Origin of the sequence: Bradyrhizobium sp. 139 (genome assembly GCF_023074175.1) — a bacterium.
Classification (GTDB): domain Bacteria; phylum Pseudomonadota; class Alphaproteobacteria; order Rhizobiales; family Xanthobacteraceae; genus Bradyrhizobium.
In genome coordinates, this window is sequence record NZ_JADPKS010000037.1 from 103,797 (window position 1) to 122,667 (window position 18,871).

At 63.4% G+C, this 18,871-nt stretch carries 20 protein-coding genes; 13 read left to right on the plus strand and 7 right to left on the minus strand.

Annotation, left to right across the window (positions count from 1 at the left end; genetic code table 11):
- Positions 1-3 precede the first annotated feature (3 nt).
- Positions 4-237 (plus strand): DUF1127 domain-containing protein, encoded by a 234-nt coding sequence (locus IVA80_RS10050; protein WP_247428679.1) that lies wholly within the window; start codon positions 4-6, stop codon positions 235-237.
- 115 nt (positions 238-352) lie between these two features.
- Here the strand turns inward: IVA80_RS10050 and IVA80_RS10055 are convergent, their stop codons facing one another.
- Positions 353-1,237 (minus strand): amidohydrolase family protein, encoded by an 885-nt coding sequence (locus IVA80_RS10055; RefSeq protein ID WP_247428683.1) that lies wholly within the window; start codon positions 1,235-1,237, stop codon positions 353-355.
- A 306-nt stretch (positions 1,238-1,543) separates the two neighbouring features.
- Between IVA80_RS10055 and ykgO the strand changes: the two genes are divergently transcribed.
- The 3 genes from ykgO to IVA80_RS10070 all read left to right on the plus strand — a co-directional run bounded on the left by ykgO (position 1,544) and on the right by IVA80_RS10070 (position 2,802).
- Positions 1,544-1,669, plus strand: coding sequence for a type B 50S ribosomal protein L36 (ykgO, locus tag IVA80_RS10060; RefSeq protein WP_006611362.1), 126 nt, complete (start codon positions 1,544-1,546; stop codon positions 1,667-1,669).
- Positions 1,670-1,775: 106 nt separating this feature from the next.
- Positions 1,776-2,417, plus strand: a complete 642-nt coding sequence (locus IVA80_RS10065) for a tetratricopeptide repeat protein (protein ID WP_247428685.1) — start codon at positions 1,776-1,778, stop codon at positions 2,415-2,417.
- 124 nt (positions 2,418-2,541) lie between these two features.
- Complete coding sequence (locus IVA80_RS10070; RefSeq protein ID WP_247428687.1) at positions 2,542-2,802, plus strand: hypothetical protein; 261 nt, start codon at positions 2,542-2,544, stop codon at positions 2,800-2,802.
- Between the two features lie 7 nt (positions 2,803-2,809).
- On the opposite strand, the gene IVA80_RS10075 is transcribed toward IVA80_RS10070, so the two are convergent.
- On the minus strand, positions 2,810-2,992 hold the full coding sequence (locus tag IVA80_RS10075) for a hypothetical protein (protein ID WP_247428689.1): 183 nt from the start codon (positions 2,990-2,992) through the stop codon (positions 2,810-2,812).
- A gap of 326 nt (positions 2,993-3,318) precedes the next feature.
- On the opposite strand from IVA80_RS10075, the gene IVA80_RS10080 reads away from it, so the two are divergent.
- The gene (locus IVA80_RS10080; protein ID WP_247428691.1) at positions 3,319-4,275 is read left to right on the plus strand and encodes an alpha/beta hydrolase; all 957 of its coding nucleotides are present in this window, start codon (positions 3,319-3,321) and stop codon (positions 4,273-4,275) included.
- A gap of 18 nt (positions 4,276-4,293) precedes the next feature.
- Here IVA80_RS10080 and cycA read toward each other — a convergent pair whose 3' ends face one another.
- Positions 4,294-4,689, minus strand: coding sequence for a cytochrome c-550 CycA (gene cycA / locus IVA80_RS10085; protein ID WP_247428694.1), 396 nt, complete (start codon positions 4,687-4,689; stop codon positions 4,294-4,296).
- Between the two features lie 277 nt (positions 4,690-4,966).
- Here cycA and IVA80_RS10090 point away from each other — a divergent pair, with 277 nt between their 5' ends.
- Positions 4,967-6,460 (plus strand): FAD-linked oxidase C-terminal domain-containing protein, encoded by a 1,494-nt coding sequence (locus IVA80_RS10090; protein WP_247428696.1) that lies wholly within the window; start codon positions 4,967-4,969, stop codon positions 6,458-6,460.
- A 60-nt stretch (positions 6,461-6,520) separates the two neighbouring features.
- Here the strand turns inward: IVA80_RS10090 and IVA80_RS10095 are convergent, their stop codons facing one another.
- Entirely contained in the window at positions 6,521-6,859 is a 339-nt protein-coding gene (locus tag IVA80_RS10095) for a putative quinol monooxygenase (RefSeq protein ID WP_247428698.1), read from the minus strand.
- A 332-nt stretch (positions 6,860-7,191) separates the two neighbouring features.
- Here IVA80_RS10095 and IVA80_RS10100 point away from each other — a divergent pair, with 332 nt between their 5' ends.
- The gene (locus tag IVA80_RS10100) at positions 7,192-7,371 is read left to right on the plus strand and encodes a CsbD family protein (RefSeq protein ID WP_247428701.1); all 180 of its coding nucleotides are present in this window, start codon (positions 7,192-7,194) and stop codon (positions 7,369-7,371) included.
- 81 nt (positions 7,372-7,452) lie between these two features.
- Here the strand turns inward: IVA80_RS10100 and IVA80_RS10105 are convergent, their stop codons facing one another.
- Positions 7,453-8,349 (minus strand): SIR2 family protein, encoded by an 897-nt coding sequence (locus tag IVA80_RS10105; protein ID WP_247428704.1) that lies wholly within the window; start codon positions 8,347-8,349, stop codon positions 7,453-7,455.
- A gap of 252 nt (positions 8,350-8,601) precedes the next feature.
- Between IVA80_RS10105 and IVA80_RS10110 the strand changes: the two genes are divergently transcribed.
- The 4 genes from IVA80_RS10110 to IVA80_RS10125 all read left to right on the plus strand — a co-directional run bounded on the left by IVA80_RS10110 (position 8,602) and on the right by IVA80_RS10125 (position 13,051).
- The gene (locus IVA80_RS10110; protein WP_247428707.1) at positions 8,602-9,840 is read left to right on the plus strand and encodes an FAD-binding protein; all 1,239 of its coding nucleotides are present in this window, start codon (positions 8,602-8,604) and stop codon (positions 9,838-9,840) included.
- Complete coding sequence (glcF, locus tag IVA80_RS10115; RefSeq protein WP_247428710.1) at positions 9,837-11,159, plus strand: glycolate oxidase subunit GlcF; 1,323 nt, start codon at positions 9,837-9,839, stop codon at positions 11,157-11,159. Before IVA80_RS10110 ends, glcF begins: the two co-directional genes overlap by 4 nt.
- Before the next feature lie 69 nt (positions 11,160-11,228).
- Positions 11,229-11,603: a histone gene (locus IVA80_RS10120; RefSeq protein ID WP_247428712.1), complete on the plus strand. Its 375-nt coding sequence runs from the start codon at positions 11,229-11,231 to the stop codon at positions 11,601-11,603.
- 434 nt (positions 11,604-12,037) lie between these two features.
- The gene (locus IVA80_RS10125; protein ID WP_247428717.1) at positions 12,038-13,051 is read left to right on the plus strand and encodes a TorF family putative porin; all 1,014 of its coding nucleotides are present in this window, start codon (positions 12,038-12,040) and stop codon (positions 13,049-13,051) included.
- A 143-nt stretch (positions 13,052-13,194) separates the two neighbouring features.
- On the opposite strand, the gene IVA80_RS10130 is transcribed toward IVA80_RS10125, so the two are convergent.
- Positions 13,195-14,958: an ABC transporter ATP-binding protein/permease gene (locus IVA80_RS10130; protein ID WP_247428720.1), complete on the minus strand. Its 1,764-nt coding sequence runs from the start codon at positions 14,956-14,958 to the stop codon at positions 13,195-13,197.
- Between the two features lie 315 nt (positions 14,959-15,273).
- Here IVA80_RS10130 and IVA80_RS10135 point away from each other — a divergent pair, with 315 nt between their 5' ends.
- Complete coding sequence (locus IVA80_RS10135) at positions 15,274-16,938, plus strand: L-lactate permease (protein WP_247428723.1); 1,665 nt, start codon at positions 15,274-15,276, stop codon at positions 16,936-16,938.
- Positions 16,939-17,079: 141 nt separating this feature from the next.
- The gene (locus IVA80_RS10140) at positions 17,080-17,478 is read left to right on the plus strand and encodes an META domain-containing protein (RefSeq protein WP_247428725.1); all 399 of its coding nucleotides are present in this window, start codon (positions 17,080-17,082) and stop codon (positions 17,476-17,478) included.
- Positions 17,479-17,614: 136 nt separating this feature from the next.
- On the opposite strand, the gene IVA80_RS10145 is transcribed toward IVA80_RS10140, so the two are convergent.
- The gene (locus IVA80_RS10145) at positions 17,615-18,826 is read right to left on the minus strand and encodes a hypothetical protein (protein ID WP_247428727.1); all 1,212 of its coding nucleotides are present in this window, start codon (positions 18,824-18,826) and stop codon (positions 17,615-17,617) included.
- Between the last annotated feature and the right edge of the window lie 45 nt (positions 18,827-18,871).

Consider the following 18,871-nt stretch of genomic DNA (forward strand, 5'->3'; position numbering starts at 1 on the left):
GCAATGAGCACCATCCACGGAAACAGTGAGTTTGGACCAGCAACGGCGAGGCGGCAGCCTTGCAGTCCCCTCGAGGCATATTGGAATGCATTTCGTGAATGGCGCAAACGCGAGAGGCTGCGTGCTGCGCTGGACGATCTGAGCGACAGAGAGCTAAAGGATATCGGGATTGGACGGGGCGAGATTGATTACGTCGCTCGATCGGCGCTCTCAATGGACCCGCGTTTCACACCATAGTTGCTGCTCCATTTTGGGCGGACGGGGCGATCACGTCTAGCGACCAACATCTGAGCGTGAGGGCTTCGATCGCTGGGATCGAAACCCTCAATGCACTACGGCGATGAGTACGCGCCTAGATCCCCAGAAGCTTGCGCGCGTTGGCCTTGAGCACCTTCGGCCGGATCTCGTCGCGGATGTCGATCTTGGCGAAATCCGACAGCCAGCGGTCCGGCGTGATCACCGGCCAGTCCGAGCCGAACAGCATCTTGTCCTGGAGGATCGAGTTGATGTAGCGGACCAGGATCGGCGGGAAATATTTCGGCGACCAGCCGGAGAGGTCGATATAGACGTTCGGCTTGTGGGTCGCGACCGACAGCGCCTCTTCCTGCCAGGGGAAGGATGGGTGGGCGAGGATGATCTTGAGATCGGGGAAATCAGCCGCGACGTCGTCCATGTACATCGGGTTGGAAAATTTCAGCCGCATGCCCATGCCGCCGGGCATGCCCGAACCGACTCCGGTCTGGCCGGTGTGGAACAGCGCGATCGCACCGCCATTGTTGATCTCTTCATAGAGCGGATAGGCCATGCGGTCGTTGGCGTAGAAGCCCTGCATAGTCGGATGGAATTTGAAGCCGCGCACCCCGTATTCCTCGATCAGCTTGCGCGCCTCACGCACGCCCAGCTTGCCCTTATGCGGGTCGATCGAGACGAAGGGGATGAGGACGTCGAGATGCTCGGAGGCGACCTCCAGCATCTCGTAATTGTTGTAGCGGCGGAAGCCGGTCTCGCGCTCGGCGTCGACCGGGAAGATCACGGCGGCGATGTTCTTGGAGCGGTAATAAGCCGCGGTCTCTGGCACGGTTGGCGGATGCTTGTGCGGCGACTTGAAGTAGTCCGCCATCTGCGCCTGGAAATCGTCATAGCCGTCGTCGGGATGGGTGCCGCAGGGCTCTTCGGCGTGGGTGTGGATGTCGATGGCGACGACGTCGTCGATATTGGGCAACTTCAGCTTCGGCATGGTTTTCTCCCGACGGGTTGCCGAATTGATTATATGATATAACGAATTTGGCAAGGCGTCGTTGCGGGCGGAACTCCAGTCGGCAAATCGGGCCGATCCGGCCGCTTCTACTTTGCATGGGGTTGTTTTCAAGAATTTGCTGGTCCGGAACCGGGCAGTTAACATTGACATCCAGTGCTCCCATGCCTTAAGAACCGCCCCGTCCCGGGCGGTCGGTCTGCCAGCGGGAAAATCTCATTTTGCCACATTCGCGCGTGCCGAAACGGTAGTGCCGAACACGGCCTTTCGAACGTTCAGGATTTTGCCATGAAGGTCCGTAACTCACTGAAATCGCTGCGCGGTCGCCATCGCGCCAACCGCCTGGTCCGCCGCAAGGGCCGGGTCTATGTGATCAACAAGGTGCAGCGCCGTTTCAAGGCTCGTCAGGGCTGATCTTTCGCCCTGCCGGTCGCCTCCGCGCGCGCAAGACCACGGTCTCACACGAGTTTGACGCCGCCCCTGCTTTGCAAGGGCGGCTTTGTGCGTTTAGACTTTGACCATGGCAGTGAGATTCTCATTCGCGCGCACCGTGTGTCTGGCTTTCGTTCTGGGAGCCGCTGGTCTCGCTCCCGCGCTGGCGCAGGCTGATCCGCCGACCCCGCCCGGCAAGCAGCAGAAGAAGCTTCCCGAAGCGCCGGCCAAGCTGCCCAAGGTCGATCGCACCAAGAATCTCGATTTTCTGTTCGGCGCGTTGAAGGCGGCGCCCGACGAAGCCAGCGCCAAGCATGTCGAGGCGCGGATCTGGGCGATCTGGATCCACACCCCGAGCGACACCGCGGGGCTGTTGATGGCGCGGGCCAAGACCGCGGTCGATGCGCAGAAGATCGAAATCGCGATCAAGCTGCTCGATGCGGTCATCAAGCTGCGGCCCGACTACATCGAGGCCTGGAACCGGCGCGCCACGCTCTACTACATGCAGAACGACTACGGCCGCTCGCTTGCCGACATCCGCGAGGTGCTGATCCGGGAGCCTCGCCATTTCGGCGCGCTCGCAGGCCTCGGCATGATCATGCAGGAGGTCGGCGACGAGAAACGTGCGCTCGAGGCCTACCGCAAGGCACTCGCCGTCAATCCGCACCTCGACAAGATCCCCGACCAGGTCAAGGCGCTGACCGAGAAGATCGAAGGCCGCGACATCTAGCCGATAAGTTGAACAATTCCCGAGGGATCGCAGCGTGCGCGGATTAACTACGATCGCACGTGCGGCATTCTCAGGGGTATTGTCGACGGACGCGCAGGCCTACCTGCATGGCAGGAGCACAGCCATGAAGCGTTCGATTTTTGCAGGTGTCTTGCTGCTCGCGTCGGGCACGGTGAGTCTCGCCGACGGACTGTTCTGGGTGGTCGGCAATCGCGCCACCGGCAGATGCAACATCGTAACCAGCAATCCCGTGATCGACGGCGACATCTGGTTCGGCGACGGTCCCTACAAGTCCAGGGCCGATGCCAAGCTTGCCCGCTCGACGATCCGCGCCTGCCCGGCGGTCACGCCCGACGAGGAAAAGGACGAGGACGGTACGAACTAGCCTGCACTTAGTGCAGGGCGCTACCGCCGCGCTCAACGAGGCCGCGATCGGCGGCTGCAGCGTAGGCCCTTGCAAGCTCCGCCTCGAGATGCTCGTTGATCAGGAGCAGCGCCCGCACGGCACCGCGCAGGTCGCCGTTGCAGCTTGCGACAATCTCCTCGATCGCGGTGTCATTCGATCTGACGCTCATCAAAAACCCTCCGGTTCGAACCAGGACAATCTGCCGGTCGTTCCCGCGTTCCTGTGGATTGCGAGGAGGAACGGCGCCCACCCGCGTCTAGATGGCGGAACCGACCGTGGCGATTATATGGATGCCGGGATGACGACTGCATGAAGCTGGCCTGAGGCTTGCGCGCTGCTGGGAATGTGATTGATTTTGTTTGCTTTTTTCCTGCTGGAATTATGCACATATCCACAGCCCAGGATTTCAGGTGGAGTGCGGGGCCTGATGGAGCGAAACTGCCGCCCGGCAAGTCTCGTAACTGCCAGGTGCCCTGGATCGCCCGGATTCTCTCCATGTTCGTGATGTCAGTCGTGACCGCGCTGGTTCTGCTGGCGCTGCTCACGCAGGCCGGCGTCCTCGCCGTGCAACGCGCCTTTCCGCCTCAGGGCCGGATGGTCGAGGTCGACGGCGCTGTGCTTCATGTCGTCGATATCGGTCCGCGCGGTTACGGCATGCCGATCGTGATGCTGCACGGCGCGAGCTCCAATCTCGAAGCGATGCGGCGTCCGCTCGGCGACCTCCTTGCCAAAGACCATCGCGTCATCCTGATCGACCGTCCCGGCCACGGCTGGAGCACGCGGATGCGGCGGCAGGATTCGACGCCGCAGATCCAGGCGCGGATGATCGATGAGGCGCTCGGAAAGCTCGGGATCGATCGCGCGATCGTCGTCGTGCATTCCTGGAGCGGGGCGCTCGGCGCGCGGCTGGCGCTCGATCATCCGAGCCGGGTTGCCGGCCTCGTCATGCTGGCCCCGGTCACGCATCCCTGGCGCGGCGGCGTCGGCCGTTACAACGAGATCATCGCGACGCCCGTGATCGGGCCGCTGCTCGCCTACACCGTCACGCTGCCGCTGGGGTATTTCGTTGCCGAGGCCGGTGCGCGCAGCGTCTTCCTGCCGCAGATGATGCCTGATGGTTTCGTGCGGGACTCCGCAACTCCGCTGCTGCTGCGCCCGCGCGAGTTCATCGCCAATGCCTGTGATCTGGTGACGCTGAAGGAAGCGGTGGCTGCGCAAGTTTCGCGCTATGGTGAGATATCGGCGCCGGTCACGATCATTGCCGGCGAGCTCGACAAGACGGTGTCGACCAACATCCACGCGCGTCCCTTCGCCGCGATGGTGCCGAATGCAAAGCTGATCGCGCTGCCCGATCTCGGCCACATGGTGCAGAACGCGGTGCCGGATCTCGTGAAGACGGAGATCGAGACGATGATCGGGAAGATCGTCCCGGTGCAGGCGGCCGCGGATTAGCGGCCGCCTCTCACGCGCTTACTGCTTGATTTTCCCGTCCTTGTCGAACTGCGAGACGTAGGTCCAGAGATTGTTGATCTCGGTCTCGTTCTTGATGCCGGCGAACGCCATCTTGGTGCCGGGGATCTTGGCCTTGGGGTCCTTGATGTATTCCTTGAACGTGGCTTCGTCCCAGGTGATGCCGGAATTCTTGTTCGCATCCGAGTAGTTGTAGTCCGGCGCGGTGCCCGACTTGCGGCCGTTGAGGCCGTTGAGCTCGGGGCCGACCTTGTTCTTGGCGCCTTCGCCGATGGCGTGGCAGGCCAGGCATTTGTTGAACGACGATTTGCCGGCCGCGACATCCTGCGCCATCGCAGTGGAGGCCGTGGCAGTCACGGTGAGGATCGTCAGTGCGCCAAAAGTCAGTTTTTTCATCGGGTGCTCTTCGTCTCTTCCCTGGTGGGTCTGGCCTGATCTGTGTTGCCTGTCGGCAATCGTCGGACCTGCCGGTTTTGGCAGGCCCGCCCGGCTTGGACAAGCCACGAAACCATGACAGGTTTCACGATTTCCTACTTGTCCCAGAGCGAACTCGTGCAAGATCGTCGATCCGACTTTCGGATGGCCTACCCAAACCACCGCGGACGTGGTTGATTTGCCGCGACAAATTGATCGTGCGGCGTGAGCCGGAAGGATATGCCATGAAGGATATGTTATGGCCATCATGATGCCTGCGAGCGACCGGGCCGTGCTCGCGCGCCGCGCCGAGATCGTGGCTGCATTGCGCGCAATCGTGCCCGGCGAGGGCGTGATCGACAGCGCTTCCGAGATGCGGGCTTACGAATCCGACGGGCTGACGGCATACCGGCAGCCGCCAATGGTCGTGGTGCTGCCCGACACGACCGAGCAGGTCTCGCTCATCCTGAAATATTGTACCGGGCAGGGCATCAAGGTGGTGCCGCGCGGCTCCGGCACTTCACTGTCCGGCGGTGCGCTGCCGCTCGAAGACGGCGTGCTGCTGGGCCTCGGCAAGTTCAAGCGCATCCGCGAGATCGACTTCGACAACCGCGTCGTCGTCACCGAGCCCGGCGTCACCAATCTGGCGATCAGTCAGGCGGTTGCGCATGCCGGCTTCTACTACGCGCCCGATCCGTCCTCGCAGATCGCCTGCTCGATCGGCGGCAATGTCGCGGAAAATTCCGGCGGCGTGCACTGCCTGAAATACGGCATGACCACCAACAACGTGCTCGGTTGCGAGATTGTCCTGATGAGCGGCGAGATTTTGCGCATCGGCGGCAAGTCGGCGGAAAACCCCGGCTACGACCTGATGGGCGTCATCACCGGCTCCGAAGGCCTGCTCGGCGTCATCACCGAGATCACGGTGCGCATCCTGCAAAAGCCGGAAACGGCACGCGCACTGATGGTCGGCTTCGCGCAAGTCGAGGCGGCCGGCGAATGCGTGGCGCACATCATCGGCGCCGGCATCATCCCAGGCGGCATGGAGATGATGGACAGGCCGGCGATCCACGCTGCGGAGGCCTTCGTTCATGCCGGCTATCCGCTCGATGTCGAAGCGCTGCTCATCATCGAGCTCGACGGTCCGAAGATCGAGGTCGACGAGCTGATCACCCGCGTCGAGGCCATCGCGAACGGCTGCGGCTCGACCACCTGCCAGATCTCGACCTCGGAAGCCGAGCGCAATTTGTTCTGGGCCGGCCGCAAAGCCGCGTTTCCGGCCGTTGGCCGCATCTCGCCCGATTATCTCTGCATGGACGGCACGATTCCCCGCGGCGCGCTGCCGAAGGCGCTCGCCCGCATCCGCGAGCTTTCGGAAAAGTACCGGCTCGGCTGCGCCAACGTGTTCCATGCCGGCGACGGCAATCTGCACCCGCTGATCCTCTACGATGCCAACAAGCCCGGCGAGATCGAACGCGCCGAAGCGTTCGGCGCCGATATCCTGCGCGCCTGCGTCGAGTTCGGCGGCGTGCTCACCGGCGAGCACGGCGTCGGCATCGAGAAGCGCGATCTGATGCCGGAGATGTTCAGCGAGATCGACCTCAACCAGCAGCAGCGCCTGAAATGCGCCTTTGACGCCCAGGGCCTGCTCAATCCCGGCAAGGTGTTTCCGACCCTGCACCGCTGCGCCGAGCTCGGCCGCATGCATGTCCATGCGGGCAAGCTGGCGTTTCCCGACATCCCGCGGTTCTGACGGGGACGACCGCGGAGGCAGCGGAGGTCGTGCCTCCGCTGCCCGCTCGAACGCTGCTGCTCATATCAGCGCGTATTGAGTGCGCTCGCGCTTCGCCAGCAGCGGCAGGGCTTGTGCGGCGATGTAGTTCTTGAAATGCGCGCTCTCCTGATGCGCCTTGAAGGCTGCCTCGTCGCGAAACAGCTCGTAGAACAGGAACTGCGCCGGATTATCCTTGGCGCGGCTGATCAGGAACAACTTCACGCCGGGCTCACTTTGCGCTTCCGGAAGGAAGCCGCGCAGGATCTCGGCGACGCTATCGGCATCTCCCGCCTTCGCTTCCCATTGCGCCACGACCAGAAGGCCGCCGTCACTGGTCGCCTCACCGATGGTTTGCCGGTTCGTTGCCTGTTGGGTCATGATGGAACTCCTCATCGCAGGTGGTCGCCGCGCCAGGTTGCGGCAGGTTCGATGGATAGCGAAACCCGGGCGTTTATGGTTCGACAGACGTCGAAGTGTTATGCGCGAACAGCAGCAAATCGAGACATGCGATCCGCGAAAAGATCCGGATAATCCGTTATCGCGCGATGAACCAATCACGGGCGCGCAAGTTCGTTAGCTACAGACGCTTGCCGGGCATGCATATGAACTGCTTGAACTCCGGAAAGTCATGAGCCGAGGCGAAGGTCGTGAAAATGCTCCGTGATCTACGCCTCAATCGCATCCGACACACCTAATCGAATGGAGCAGCGATGAGTAAGACGAGAGCCGTCAAAGATCGGATCGTAGGGAAGACCAAACAGATCGCGGGCGAAATCGTTGGCGATCAGGCGCTGCACGAGGAAGGCAAGGATCAGGAGAATAAAGGGGAGCAGCCTAGCGAGGAGACAGGCGATCTCAAGCCGTTCGGCAATCTCGACCGGCTTACCTGAGCGACAGGCTTGCCGTGAGCCGAGTGGCGACCCTCGCCTTGATTTTCTTGAACGGAAACCCCGCCTTCTTTCCCTGCTAGGTCAGCCGCGATTGCCCGCTTCGGCTTGGGTGTGGTCCTGCCGGCCGGCGGCATCAAGCAGCCGCTGCAGGAAATCCGTCAGGCTCTTGTCGGGAGTCCCGTGCCGGCTCGACAGCACCTTGATCCCCCACCCGGAAAGAACGGCTTCCTGCACAGGCTCTGGTTCGGACATGAAGACGAATGAGTGCGGCCGATCCTGCTCGTGTCCGGAATTGTGCCAGGTCCTCCACAGATTGTGCAGCAACAGCCTGATGTTGAGATCGCGCATGCTGTAGCCGATAAAGAGTACGGTTTTGCCGAGCGCATCGGCACGAAATTTTACGTCCAGCGGGCTGTCGAAGGCGAGGCGGTTGAAATAGTCGGTCTCGGTGACCACGAGCGAGTCGTCATCGTCGAAATCGCCGTGGAATTTCACGATTTGCGTCACGCGCTCCCTGATCTTGGCGATATCCCGCGCATTCGCGACCTTGATGAAGTCACGACCGTGCGCGGCGAAGGCTGCCTCGATGTTGCGATCAAAATTGGTGGTGTAGATGATCGGAAAATCAAGCGACACGATCAATTCGTGCATCTTCGAGCGGCAAACGCGATCTTCTGAAACCTTCCAGTTTCGATCCATCCAGCTGCGAAGCGGCCCGATGCTGCCATGGACAATCCGGTAGTATTCCGCCAGCGAGTAGTGGCTTGCCGGCGAACTGGCGAGGTCGGATGGATCGAGCGATAGCTCCTTGGTGAGATGATCGATGAGGGATTGCCAGGACGGCAGCCCAACGCTGATCGATGGACCTGCTCCGACGAAGAGCACGGCACTGCGCTGCCTGACGGCTGCGACCAGCTCTTTCGGGATGTCAGCATCGCTGATGTCCAAGCGATCGGGCCGGGCGCCGCGTAGGGTCATGAGCGTCCTTTCGTTCGAGGCTGTCCCCGGTGATGAATGAGAACTGTCCGGATCCGAACCCTAAACGGAAGCGCATGGCGCATGTTCCTATCGCACCGCACTCGCCGCCTTCAGGATGAGGGCGAGGAGAGGACCCGCGCACCGCGACCCTTCAGGACGCCTCCTGTACAGTCGGACGAAGTCGGGTGATCAAGGCGTTCCGCGGCCGCACGACATTTGATTTCCGCCGCGAATTTCGCTACCGGCTCAGTGGTGGATACGCTCAAGGTACGTGACGCCAAAGACGTCGAAGAGGTGGTGCGCGCGGCGATTGCCAATGAGCAGCCGCTCGAGATCATCGGCCATGGCTCAAAGCGCGGCATCGGCCATGCGATGGCGACCAATGCCGTGCTCGACGTCTCCGCGTTGAATGCTGTCACGTCTTACGAACCGAACGAGCTGATCGTCACGCTGCAGACCGGTGCGCCACTGGCCGACGTGCTGTCGCTGATCGATGCCAAGAACCAGCAATTCGCCTTCGAGCCGATGAATACGGCGCCGCTGCTCGGCACGCCCGCGCTCGGAACCATCGGCGGCATGATCGCGGCCGGTCTCGCCGGTCCGCGCCGGATCAGGGCGGGCGGGGCGCGCGATCACCTGCTCGGGGCGCATGCCGTCTCCGGTTTCGGCGACAGCTTCAAGACCGGCGGCAAGGTGGTGAAGAACGTCACCGGCTACGATCTCTGCAAGCTGTTGGCGGGGTCCTGGGGCACGCTGTCGGTGATGACCGAAGTCACGCTCAAGGTGATGCCGAAGCCGGAAGCAGAGCGGACGCTGCTGCTGCGCGGGCTTGACGATGCCGCCGCCAACAAGGCGATGACCGCGGCACTCGGTTCGCCCTTCGATGTCTCTGCTGCCGCGCATCTGCCGAAATCGGCGTTGCGGGCCAAGACCGACGGGCTTGGCGACACCGCCGGCCAGGGCGAAGCGCTGACCGTGCTGCGGCTCGAGGGCATCACGGCTTCGGCCGCCCATCGCGCCGGCTCGCTGCGCGAATTGCTGGCGCCGTTCGGAACCGCGACGCTGGTCGAGGATGCAGCCTCTGCCGTATTGTGGGCCACGATCCGCGACGTCCTGCCGTTCGCGGCCAACGGTGCGCTCGGGGCCTGGCCGGTATGGCGGATCGTCTGTCCGCCGGCCTCCGGCGCGGCGCTGGGGACCCAGCTGGTGCGGGAGACCGGTGGCGACGTGATTTACGATTGGGGCGGCGGGCTGATCTGGGCGGCGCTGCCACCGAAGGCGGACGCGCATGCCCCGGCCGTGCGCCAGCGCGCAGATGCCCTTGGCGGACATGCGACGCTGATCCGGGCGGCCGAAGACGTCAGGCGCGGTGTCGACGTATTCCATCCGCAGGCGCCTGGCGTTGCCGCGCTGAGCGAGCGGGTGCGCGCCAGTTTCGATCCGAAGGCCATTCTCAACCGGGGGCGGCTGACACGGGGCGCTGCGGCATGAAGACCGAATTCTCACTGGCGCAGCTCGCCGACCCAGACATCGCGGAAGCCGACAAGATCCTGCGCGCCTGCGTCCATTGCGGCTTCTGCACTGCAACCTGTCCGACCTATGTGCTGCTCGGGGACGAGCTCGACAGCCCGCGCGGCCGCATCTACCTGATCAAGGAGATGCTGGAGAAGGACCAGACCCCGACGGCCGAGGTGGTCAAGCATGTCGACCGCTGCCTGTCGTGCCTGGCCTGCATGACGACCTGCCCCTCAGGGGTGAATTACATGCACCTCGTCGACCAGGCCAGGGTCAGGATCGAGCAGCGCTACCGGAGGCCGCTGACTGAGCGGCTGCTGCGCCAGGTGCTGGCCTTTGTCCTGCCGGACCCGCGGCGCTTCCGCGCCAGCATGTGGTTGGCGCGGCTGGCGCGGCCCCTTGCCGTGTTCCTGCCGACCCCGCGGCCGTCGGCGACGCCCGGCCTGATCCAGCGCCTCAAGGCGATGCTGGCGCTGGCCCCGAACCGGCTGCCGCCGCCCGGCCCGCTCCCGGGCAGCGTGTTCGCGGCACTCGGCAAGAAGCGCGGTCGGGTCGCGCTACTGCAAGGCTGCGCCCAGCAGGTGCTGGCGCCGCGCATCAACCAGGCCGCCATCAGCCTTCTCACCCGCCACGGCATCGAGGTCGTCCTGGTCAGGGACGAGCAGTGCTGCGGCGCGCTGACCCATCACCTCGGCAACGACCGCGATGCATTGGAACGGGCTCGCGCCAATGTCGCGGCGTGGTGTGCGGAGGCGGCCGGAGAGGGACTCGACGCCATCCTGGTGACGGCGTCCGGCTGCGGCACGGTGATCAAGGACTACGGCTATCTCTTGCGCGAGGATCAAGCGTTCGCGGCCGATGCGGCGAAGGTCTCCGCGCTCGCCAAGGACATCACCGAATATGTCGCCGCTCTCGGACTCGAACCGGCCGCGCGACAGGACAGCATCGTCGTCGCCTATCACTCCGCGTGTTCGTTGCAGCACGGGCAGAAAATCACGGGCCTTCCGAAAGAATTGCTTTCCAAGAATGGATTCGTGGTGAAAGATGTCCCGGAGAGCCATTTGTGTTGCGGCTCGGCGGGGACCTACAACATTCTCCAGCCCGAGCTTGCGGGCAGGTTGCGCGATCGCAAGGTCGCCAATATCGCTAGCCTCAAGCCGGACATGATTGCCACGGGCAATATCGGCTGCATGGTGCAGATTGCCAGTGGCACGTCAGTTCCGGTCGTACACACGATTGAGCTTCTCGATTGGGCTACGGGCGGGTCGCGGCCGGCATTGAATGCCTCGAGCTGAGCCTTCGTCCGGAGGTGACGGCTGAAGACGCCCGATCGACCATTGTTCGGCGGCAACAGGAGGACCACGATGGCGAAAGCGAAGAAGAAAAAAAGCAAGAAGGCCAAAAAGGCCAAGACGGCTGTAGCGGCGAAGAAGACCGCGAAGAAGGCAGCCAAGAAGTCCGCGAAAAAGTCTGCCAAGAAGTCTGCAAAGAAATCTGCCAAGAAGGCCGCCCCAAAAAAGGCCGCCAAGAAGACCGCGAAGAAGTCGGCCAAGAAGGCTGCTAAGCCGGCTGCACCGAAGAAGGCCGCAAAGAAAGCGGCACCGAAGAAGGCGAAGGCAGCTCCTGCGCGGAAGCCGTCAGCGCCGGTGGCAGCTCCGGCTCCCGAGCCCGCCGCCGAGACAAGCTGGGCGATGCCTTCGTCTTCTGCGGAGCCGACGTCGGCCGACGGGCAAGGTTAGGCCCAACGTTGGCCCAACGTTAGGCCCAAGGTTAGGCCGAAGACTGGGTCCATCCCGACGATAACGATCGACAACAGGAAGGCCGCGGCGGTGACGCTGCGGCCTTTTGCATCGTCACAATGGTCTCGGGCGGCTGTCGTTTCTCGCGTCAGTCTGATTCGTGGCACAGGCACCACTGCGCCGGAGGCTCGCGTATTAATCCGGGCGGCTCTGTGCGCCTTTGAAAGCAAATAATGTGGTCGCGAAGCAACACACGCTGACAACCTTTCGTGGAATCGTCGGAACGCCTAAAAAGTCGGCAGATGCCCGTGATTTTTGCTTCTCGGTTCACGCCCTTCAATCCAGATTGCCGCAGTTACGAAATTTGCAATCAGGTCGAGCGCCGGGGGGCTTCCGGATCGACTGGGGTCTAAGAACTGGTGATGGGGATCGAAATGAAAAAAATGGCTTTGTTGGCAACGGCGCTGGCAATGGTGACGACGGGTTCGGCTTTCGCGGCAGATCTGCATGTGAAGGCACTGAAGGCCCCGCCGCCGCCCGCCTTTGACCCCTGGGATGTCGCCTTCGGCGGCGCGATCATGAGCGACTACGTCTTCCGCGGTATCACCCAGTCGAACCACAAGCCGTCGGTCACGGCCTATTTCGAGCCGCGCTACAACGTCACCAAGGACCTCCAGCTCTATATCGGCGTGTCCGGTGAGAGCATCTCCTTCCCGAACCGCGCTGCCGGCGAAATCGACATCTACGGCGGTATCCGCCCGACCTTCGGTGCGTTCGCGCTCGACATCGGTGTCTGGGGCTACCTGTATCCGGGCGGCACCTGTTATTTCGGCGGCACCGGCATCGACTTTGCCGGCGTGGACCATGGCGCTGGCTGCGCTGAGAAGGCCCTGCTCAACACCAACGTGATCAAGAAGGACCTGAGCTTCTTCGAAGTCTACGGCAAGGGCACCTATACGGTGAACGACAACTGGTCGTTCGGCTTCACCGAATACTACACCCCGAGCTATTTGAACTCGGGTGCCTGGGGCAACTACGCTTCGGTCGTCGGCAAGTACATCGCGCCCAGCACGACCTTCGGCGCGAGCGGCGTCGGCATGTATGTGTCGGGTGAGTTCGGTCGTCAGTGGCTCGGCACCTCCGACAGCTTCTACGGCACGGCGACCTTCCCGAACGGCATCAAGTACGCCGACTACAACACCTGGAACATCGGCATCGGCTTCACCTACAAGGTCGCCACGCTGGACCTGCGCTACTCCGACACCAATCTTTCCAAGGGTGATTGCAACGCCTTCACCAGCGACTTCGCGGCTCGCGGCAACCTGACCGCTTCGACCGGCACCTACCTGACGGCGATCAATCCGTCGGGCGTCGGCTCCAACTGGTGCGGCGCCACCGGCATCGCCAAGCTCTCGTTCGACCTGACGGCGATGAGCAACCTGAAGTAAGTTTCTTCCCGAGGAGACTTGATGAGGGCGGCAGGGCAACCTGCCGCCCTTTTGCTTTGGGGCCACGCGGGTGCTCGGCCTGCATGGTTCGAGACGCCCGCCTCAGGCGGGCTTCCCACCATCAGGGGTCTGGGATCTTGCCCTCAGCGCACTCCGCTCGGCTCGGCGGCAGCCGGCTTGCCGACATCTGCGAGGACGTGGATCGCGCCATCCTTCACCATCGTCACCTTGCGGGTGTGGAAGGCATCGAGCGTCGAGCGGTGGCCGATCGAGACGATGGTCGCCTGTGGCAGCTTCTCCGCCAGCAGCCGGTAGAGCCGGGCCTCGGACGGCTCGTCCAGTGACGCCGTGGCCTCGTCCAGGAACAGATAGTCCGGCACGTGCAGCAGTGCGCGCGCAAGCCCCAGACGCTGCTGCTCGCCGAGCGACAGCATCCGGTTCCAGTGACTCTCTTCGTCGAGCCGCTCGGCGAGGTCGGGCAGCCCGACCGCGATCAGCGCGTCCCTGACACGTGCGGTCTCGAACGTGCCGGGCGCTGCGGGATAGACCACGGCGTCGCGCAGCACGCCGACCGGGAAATAGGGGCGCTGCGGCAGCATCATCAGCTTCGCCTTCTTGGGGATGAAGATGGTGCCGGTGCCGAACGGCCAGATGCCGGCGATGGCCCGGAACAGCGTCGACTTGCCGGAGCCCGACGGGCCGGTCACCAGCACGCGCTCCGGCGCCTGGATGGCGAAGGCGTCGGCGGCGACCAACGGCGTGCCGCTCGGCAGGTTCACGCAGAGCTGCTCAAGGTCGATATTGCGGCTGCCGCCGGTCGCCTTAAGTGCTATCGCCGGCTCATGGGCGGGCAGGTTCGCGGCCGCATCGACCGACATCTCGAAGCCGTCGAGGCGCGCGACGATCGAGCGCCATTCCGCCAGCGACCGGTACGCCGTCACGAAGAACGATAGTGCGCCTTGTACGCTGGAGAAGGCAGACGCGGTCTGCATCATGTCGCCGAGCTGGATCTTTTTGGCAAAGAAGGCCGGTGCCACCAGCACGTAGGGGAAGATCACGGCGGCCTGCTGATAGCTCGCCGTGAACGCGGTGAGGCGCTTGGTCCGGCTCATGATGGCGTACCAGTTGCCGATCACGAAGCCGAAGCGATCCAGCAGCCGGCCGCGTTCGGCGCCTTCGCCCTTGAGCAGTGCGATCTGCTCGGAATTCTCGCGGACGCGGACGAGGTTGAAGCGGAAGTCGGCCTCGAAGCGCTGCTGCTCGAAATTGAGGTTGACCAGCGGGGCGCCGATCCAGTGCGTCAACGCTGTGCCGAAGATCGCGTAGATCATCGCGCCCCAGCAGAGATAGCCGGGGATCATGAGGTCGGTGCCGAACAGGTGCAGCGGCGCAGCGTTGGACAGGCCCCAGAGGATGATCACGAACGAGAACAGCGTTACGATCGACGACAACAGCCCGAGCCCGATGGTCAGGGTCTGCTCGACGAAGTTCTTGACGTCCTCTGTGATGCGCTGGTCCGGGTTGTCGGCCGCATCGCCCTTGAGCTGCATGCGGTAATGCGTGGCGCCCTGCAGCCATTCGCCGAGATAGTGCCGGGTCAGCCATTGCCGCCAGCGGATCTGGAGCCACTGGTTCAGATACAGCTTGTAGACCGCCAGCGCGATATAGGTGGAGGCGAGGGCGATGAAGATCCAGATCTGCGTGACGAACGCGTCCCAGTCGCTGGCCTGGAGCGCGCTGTAGAACCGGTTCTGCCACTGGTTCACCAGCACGTCGATCGCGACCAGCGCCAGCTCCATCGCGACCACGGCGGCGAGCAGGCCGCAGCCGGCCCACTTGTCCTCCGATCGGAAATAGGGGGCGGCGATTCGCCAGACGATCACGAGCGTGGCGCTGATGTTCTTCACAGAGCTGGGTCTCCTAGGGGGATGCGCACAAATGCCCGGAGCCAAATGGCTGAGGCAATGGCTGCAATGGGCGCGCTTAGACTAAAGTCGCAATTTCTGCAATTTGCGTTGGCTTGTCGCAGCTTGCAACCCTAGCATGGGACTCGACGGCGCGGGGCGGGGTGCTTCGGGGTGTCGCGAGCTTGTGAGCGGACGGGAACCGCCGCATTCGCGAGGAATTCGCGTCCAACTCGGGGGTTATCGCTTCCAGCGTCAAGCAGGATCGGCTCTCCACGCGGGCCGCCTGCCGCAAACATGCGTGGGGGAGGAAAGACCATGTGGAATCAAATCTATGATCCGCTGCACAGCCCTGTGCTGTCGACGATCGCGGCGGCAATCCCTGTCGTCACACTGCTGGTCCTGATCGCGAGCGGCCGCGTCCAGGCTCATATTGCCGCCGTCATCGCCGTAATCGTGGCCAATTTGATCACGATCTTCGTCTTCACCATGCCGGCGAACATGTCGATCCGCGCCTCGGTGCTGGGCATCGTGACCGGCTTCTTCCCGATCGGCTGGATCGTTCTCAACGTCATCTTCCTCTACCAGGTGACGGTGACCACCGGACGCTTCGAACTGCTCAAGCGTGCGGTCGGCGGCGTCACCGAGGACCGGCGGCTGCAATTGTTGCTGATCGCGTTCTCCTTCGGCGCGTTCTTCGAGGGCGCTTCCGGGTTCGGCACGCCTGTCGCGATCACCGGTGCGGTGCTGATCGGCCTCGGCTTCTCGCCGCTGGCAGCAAGCGGCCTGTCGCTGATCGCCAACACCGCGCCGGTCGCCTATGGGGCGCTGGGCACCCCGATCCAGGGCCTTGCTTCGGTCACCGGGCTCGATCCCTACATCTTGGGCGCGATGGTCGGACGGCAATTGCCGTTCTTCTCGCTGATCGTTCCGTTCTGGGTGGTGTGGGCGTTCGCGGGCTGGAAGGGTATGAAGGACGTCTGGCCGGCAATTCTCGTGACCGGCGTGTCGTTCGCGATCCCGCAATTCGTGATCTCTAACTTCATCAATCCCTGGATCGTCGACATCGGGGCGTCGCTGATCTCGATGGGAGCGCTGATCCTGTTCCTGAAGGTGTGGCAGCCCAGGCAGCTCTGGCTGTCGCCGGCGTTGCGCGGCCGCGATGAATCGGCCGCCACTATGGCGGCGGCCAAACCGCTCGACAAGACGCCGCTGACGCAGAGCGAGCTGTTCAGCGCGCTGCTGCCGTGGATCATCGTCTGCATCGTGATGCTGATCTGGGGCAATGGTGGATTCAAAACCTGGGCGAACTCGATCTTCACCTGGAACTACCCCGTTCCCGAGCTGCATCAGATGATCAACAAGATGCCGCCGGTCGCACCAGGGCCGACGAAAGAGAGCGCGGTGTTCGGCTTCACCTATCTCTCGTTCACCGGCACGGGCATGCTGATCGCGGCGATCATCTCGGGCTTCCTGATGGGCGTCGGCCCGGGCAGGCTGCTGATCCAGTACGGCCGCACCATCCGGCTCTGCGCGATCTCGCTGATCACGATCTCGGCGATGCTCGCGATCGGCACGCTGACGCGGCTCTCCGGCGTCGACGCGACGCTCGGCCTCGCCTTCGCGGCAACCGGCGTGCTCTATCCCTTCTTCGGCACGCTGCTCGGCTGGCTCGGCGTGGCGCTGACGGGATCGGACACCGCCTCCAACGTGCTGTTCGGAAACCTGCAGAAGATCACCTCCGAGCAGCTCGGCCTGTCGCCGGTCCTGATGGCGGCGGCGAACTCGTCCGGCGGCGTCATGGGCAAGATGATCGACGCGCAGTCGATCGTGGTCGCCTCCACCGCCACCAATTGGTACGGCCACGAGGGCACGATTCTGCGCTTCGTGTTCTGGCATTCGATCGTGCTGGCCTGCCTCGTCGGTGTGCTCGTGACGTTGCAGGCCTACGTCTATCCGTTCACGGCGCTGGTCCTGAAGTAGCAGGCAACGGCTCGCTTCAACGCAAATCCCCGCAGGGCTACGCCGCCTTGCGGGGATTTTTGCATCCGGCGTGCGCGAACCTTCTCAACGGCGCCGCCCTCTTGTAGAAGATTCCGCAAATCAGGTCGGTCGAGAGGTCTCATGGTTTCGCTCAAGCAGATCGTGTGTGCGACGGTTGCAATGCTCGCGACGTCCACGCTCGCGCGTGCAGAGGACGGTTTTCCGTTCGGTACCGAGATGACGCTGGAGGCCCTGCCGCAGCCCGGCTCGAAGCGGATTCCGAACATCGAGATCGGTGACAATGGCGAAGTCGTGCTGGAGCTCTGGTGCAAGGGCGGCAAGGGCCAGTTCTCGGTCGCCGGCAACACCGTGATCTTCGTCCCCGGCCAGATCCAGGACCGCTCCTGCCCGCCGGCAAGGGCCCAGGCCGACGACGATCTCGTCGCGGCGCTCGGCAGCGTCGAGACCTGGAAGCGCCAGGGCGACGTGCTGACGCTCGTCGGCCCGAAGCCGCTGCGCTTTCGCGTGACGGGGAATTAGACGTCGCCGTCATTCCCCGCGAAGGCGGGGAATCCAGTACGCCGCGGCCTCTCTATTCCATCACAACCGTCTCGGAGTCCTGGATCGCCCGGTCAAGACATCAAGCCGGGCGATGACCGAGAGTTGGTGCGCGCGCCTACTCCCACACCGATTTGTCGGCGTCCCAGCGCTGGGCCTTCAGCTCCTTTGCGAGCGCCTCGACTGAGCCGTTGTCGTCGGGCTGATCGCCTTCCTCGTCGGCCGAAGCGTCGTCCGAGAGATTGAGCTTGGCGCCGCTGCTCTCATCGGCGGTCGTGGTCGCGGGGCTGCCGATCCACAACATCAGCCTGTCGGTGGTGCCGGGCTTGTCGGGCGAGATGAGACCTGCGACCTCGATCGTGTCGGTGAGCTCGAGCGCGGCGAAATCCTGGTTCGACCGCTTGAAGATCAGCTTGAGCTTGCCCGTGGCCGGGTTGAAGCTCTGCGAGACCGGCTTTGCCGCCAGCGTCCTGCTCAGCACGCCGGCGACGGCCGAAGCGAGCTTGTCACGGTTGATCTTGTCGCCGTCGCGCCAGTCGGCGGCGGCAAAGCGGATGGTGCGGTCCATCTCGGTCATGCCCGCGGTCCAGCCCGCGGCGGTGACGCCCGGCATCGCCTTGAACTTCGCGAGCAGCGCGCCCGCGCGCTCCGGATCGACCGACATGTTGATGGTCTGTTCGCCGGCGCGCAGCGCGTCGCAGCCGACGGTCAGGCTCGCCAGCGTCACCTGGACGTCCTGGCCCTTCAGGCTCTTCAGGAACTCGGTCGCCGCATCCAGCTTGACCTTGACCGCGATCGCTTCCGGCGAGACGTCGGTGAAATCCTTCGGTTGCGGCGTAATGCCGTCGTCGGAGGTCTGGTTGTCCTGAAATTCCTTCTCACTGAGATCGGAATTGTCGGGCGAGGTGACTTCGGTCACGGCCTGGCCGATCGCGATCTGGCCGCGAAATTCGAACGTGTCGCCGGCCTGTTTGCGCAGCAGCTTGACGGTGACGGGCGCCTTCTCGCCGAGGCTCTGTGTCGCGCCCGTCAGCATCTGGCCCGCAACCTGGAGATTGACGACGAAGCGGTCCTTGCGGTCGGAATTTTTTGCGACAGGATAGCAGACGTCGAGCACGGCCGCCGTCACCGTCTTGCCCTGCCGCGTCTCCTTCAGGATCACGTCGGCATTGCCGTCCATCAGCCCGTCGATCGAGGTGAAATAGCGGATCTCGGTCCCGCCCGGCGCCGTGGCCTTCGGCGACAGCTTCATCTGGGCGGATGCGACATTGGGCGAGACGGCAAGCACTGCCGCCAAAACGGCTGTCGAACAAACCAGAAGCGCACGCATCGATGAAATCCTCGAGCAATGGAGCATGATCCGGAAAAGTGTGAA

Coding starts and splice junctions, on each gene's coding strand:
- cycA (WP_247428694.1), bottom strand. CDS start 4,689: ATGAAAAAACTGACTTTTGGCGCACTGACGATCCTCACCGTGACTGCC.
- IVA80_RS10095 (WP_247428698.1), bottom strand. CDS start 6,859: ATGACCCAACAGGCAACGAACCGGCAAACCATCGGTGAGGCGACCAGT.
- IVA80_RS10065 (WP_247428685.1), top strand. CDS start 1,776: ATGGCAGTGAGATTCTCATTCGCGCGCACCGTGTGTCTGGCTTTCGTT.
- IVA80_RS10125 (WP_247428717.1), top strand. CDS start 12,038: ATGAAAAAAATGGCTTTGTTGGCAACGGCGCTGGCAATGGTGACGACG.
- IVA80_RS10145 (WP_247428727.1), bottom strand. CDS start 18,826: ATGCGTGCGCTTCTGGTTTGTTCGACAGCCGTTTTGGCGGCAGTGCTT.
- IVA80_RS10090 (WP_247428696.1), top strand. CDS start 4,967: ATGGCCATCATGATGCCTGCGAGCGACCGGGCCGTGCTCGCGCGCCGC.
- IVA80_RS10120 (WP_247428712.1), top strand. CDS start 11,229: ATGGCGAAAGCGAAGAAGAAAAAAAGCAAGAAGGCCAAAAAGGCCAAG.
- IVA80_RS10075 (WP_247428689.1), bottom strand. CDS start 2,992: ATGAGCGTCAGATCGAATGACACCGCGATCGAGGAGATTGTCGCAAGC.
- IVA80_RS10055 (WP_247428683.1), bottom strand. CDS start 1,237: ATGCCGAAGCTGAAGTTGCCCAATATCGACGACGTCGTCGCCATCGAC.
- IVA80_RS10080 (WP_247428691.1), top strand. CDS start 3,319: ATGTTCGTGATGTCAGTCGTGACCGCGCTGGTTCTGCTGGCGCTGCTC.
- IVA80_RS10105 (WP_247428704.1), bottom strand. CDS start 8,349: ATGACCCTACGCGGCGCCCGGCCCGATCGCTTGGACATCAGCGATGCT.
- IVA80_RS10140 (WP_247428725.1), top strand. CDS start 17,080: ATGGTTTCGCTCAAGCAGATCGTGTGTGCGACGGTTGCAATGCTCGCG.
- IVA80_RS10135 (WP_247428723.1), top strand. CDS start 15,274: ATGTGGAATCAAATCTATGATCCGCTGCACAGCCCTGTGCTGTCGACG.
- IVA80_RS10100 (WP_247428701.1), top strand. CDS start 7,192: ATGAGTAAGACGAGAGCCGTCAAAGATCGGATCGTAGGGAAGACCAAA.
- IVA80_RS10050 (WP_247428679.1), top strand. CDS start 4: ATGAGCACCATCCACGGAAACAGTGAGTTTGGACCAGCAACGGCGAGG.
- glcF (WP_247428710.1), top strand. CDS start 9,837: ATGAAGACCGAATTCTCACTGGCGCAGCTCGCCGACCCAGACATCGCG.
- ykgO (WP_006611362.1), top strand. CDS start 1,544: ATGAAGGTCCGTAACTCACTGAAATCGCTGCGCGGTCGCCATCGCGCC.
- IVA80_RS10070 (WP_247428687.1), top strand. CDS start 2,542: ATGAAGCGTTCGATTTTTGCAGGTGTCTTGCTGCTCGCGTCGGGCACG.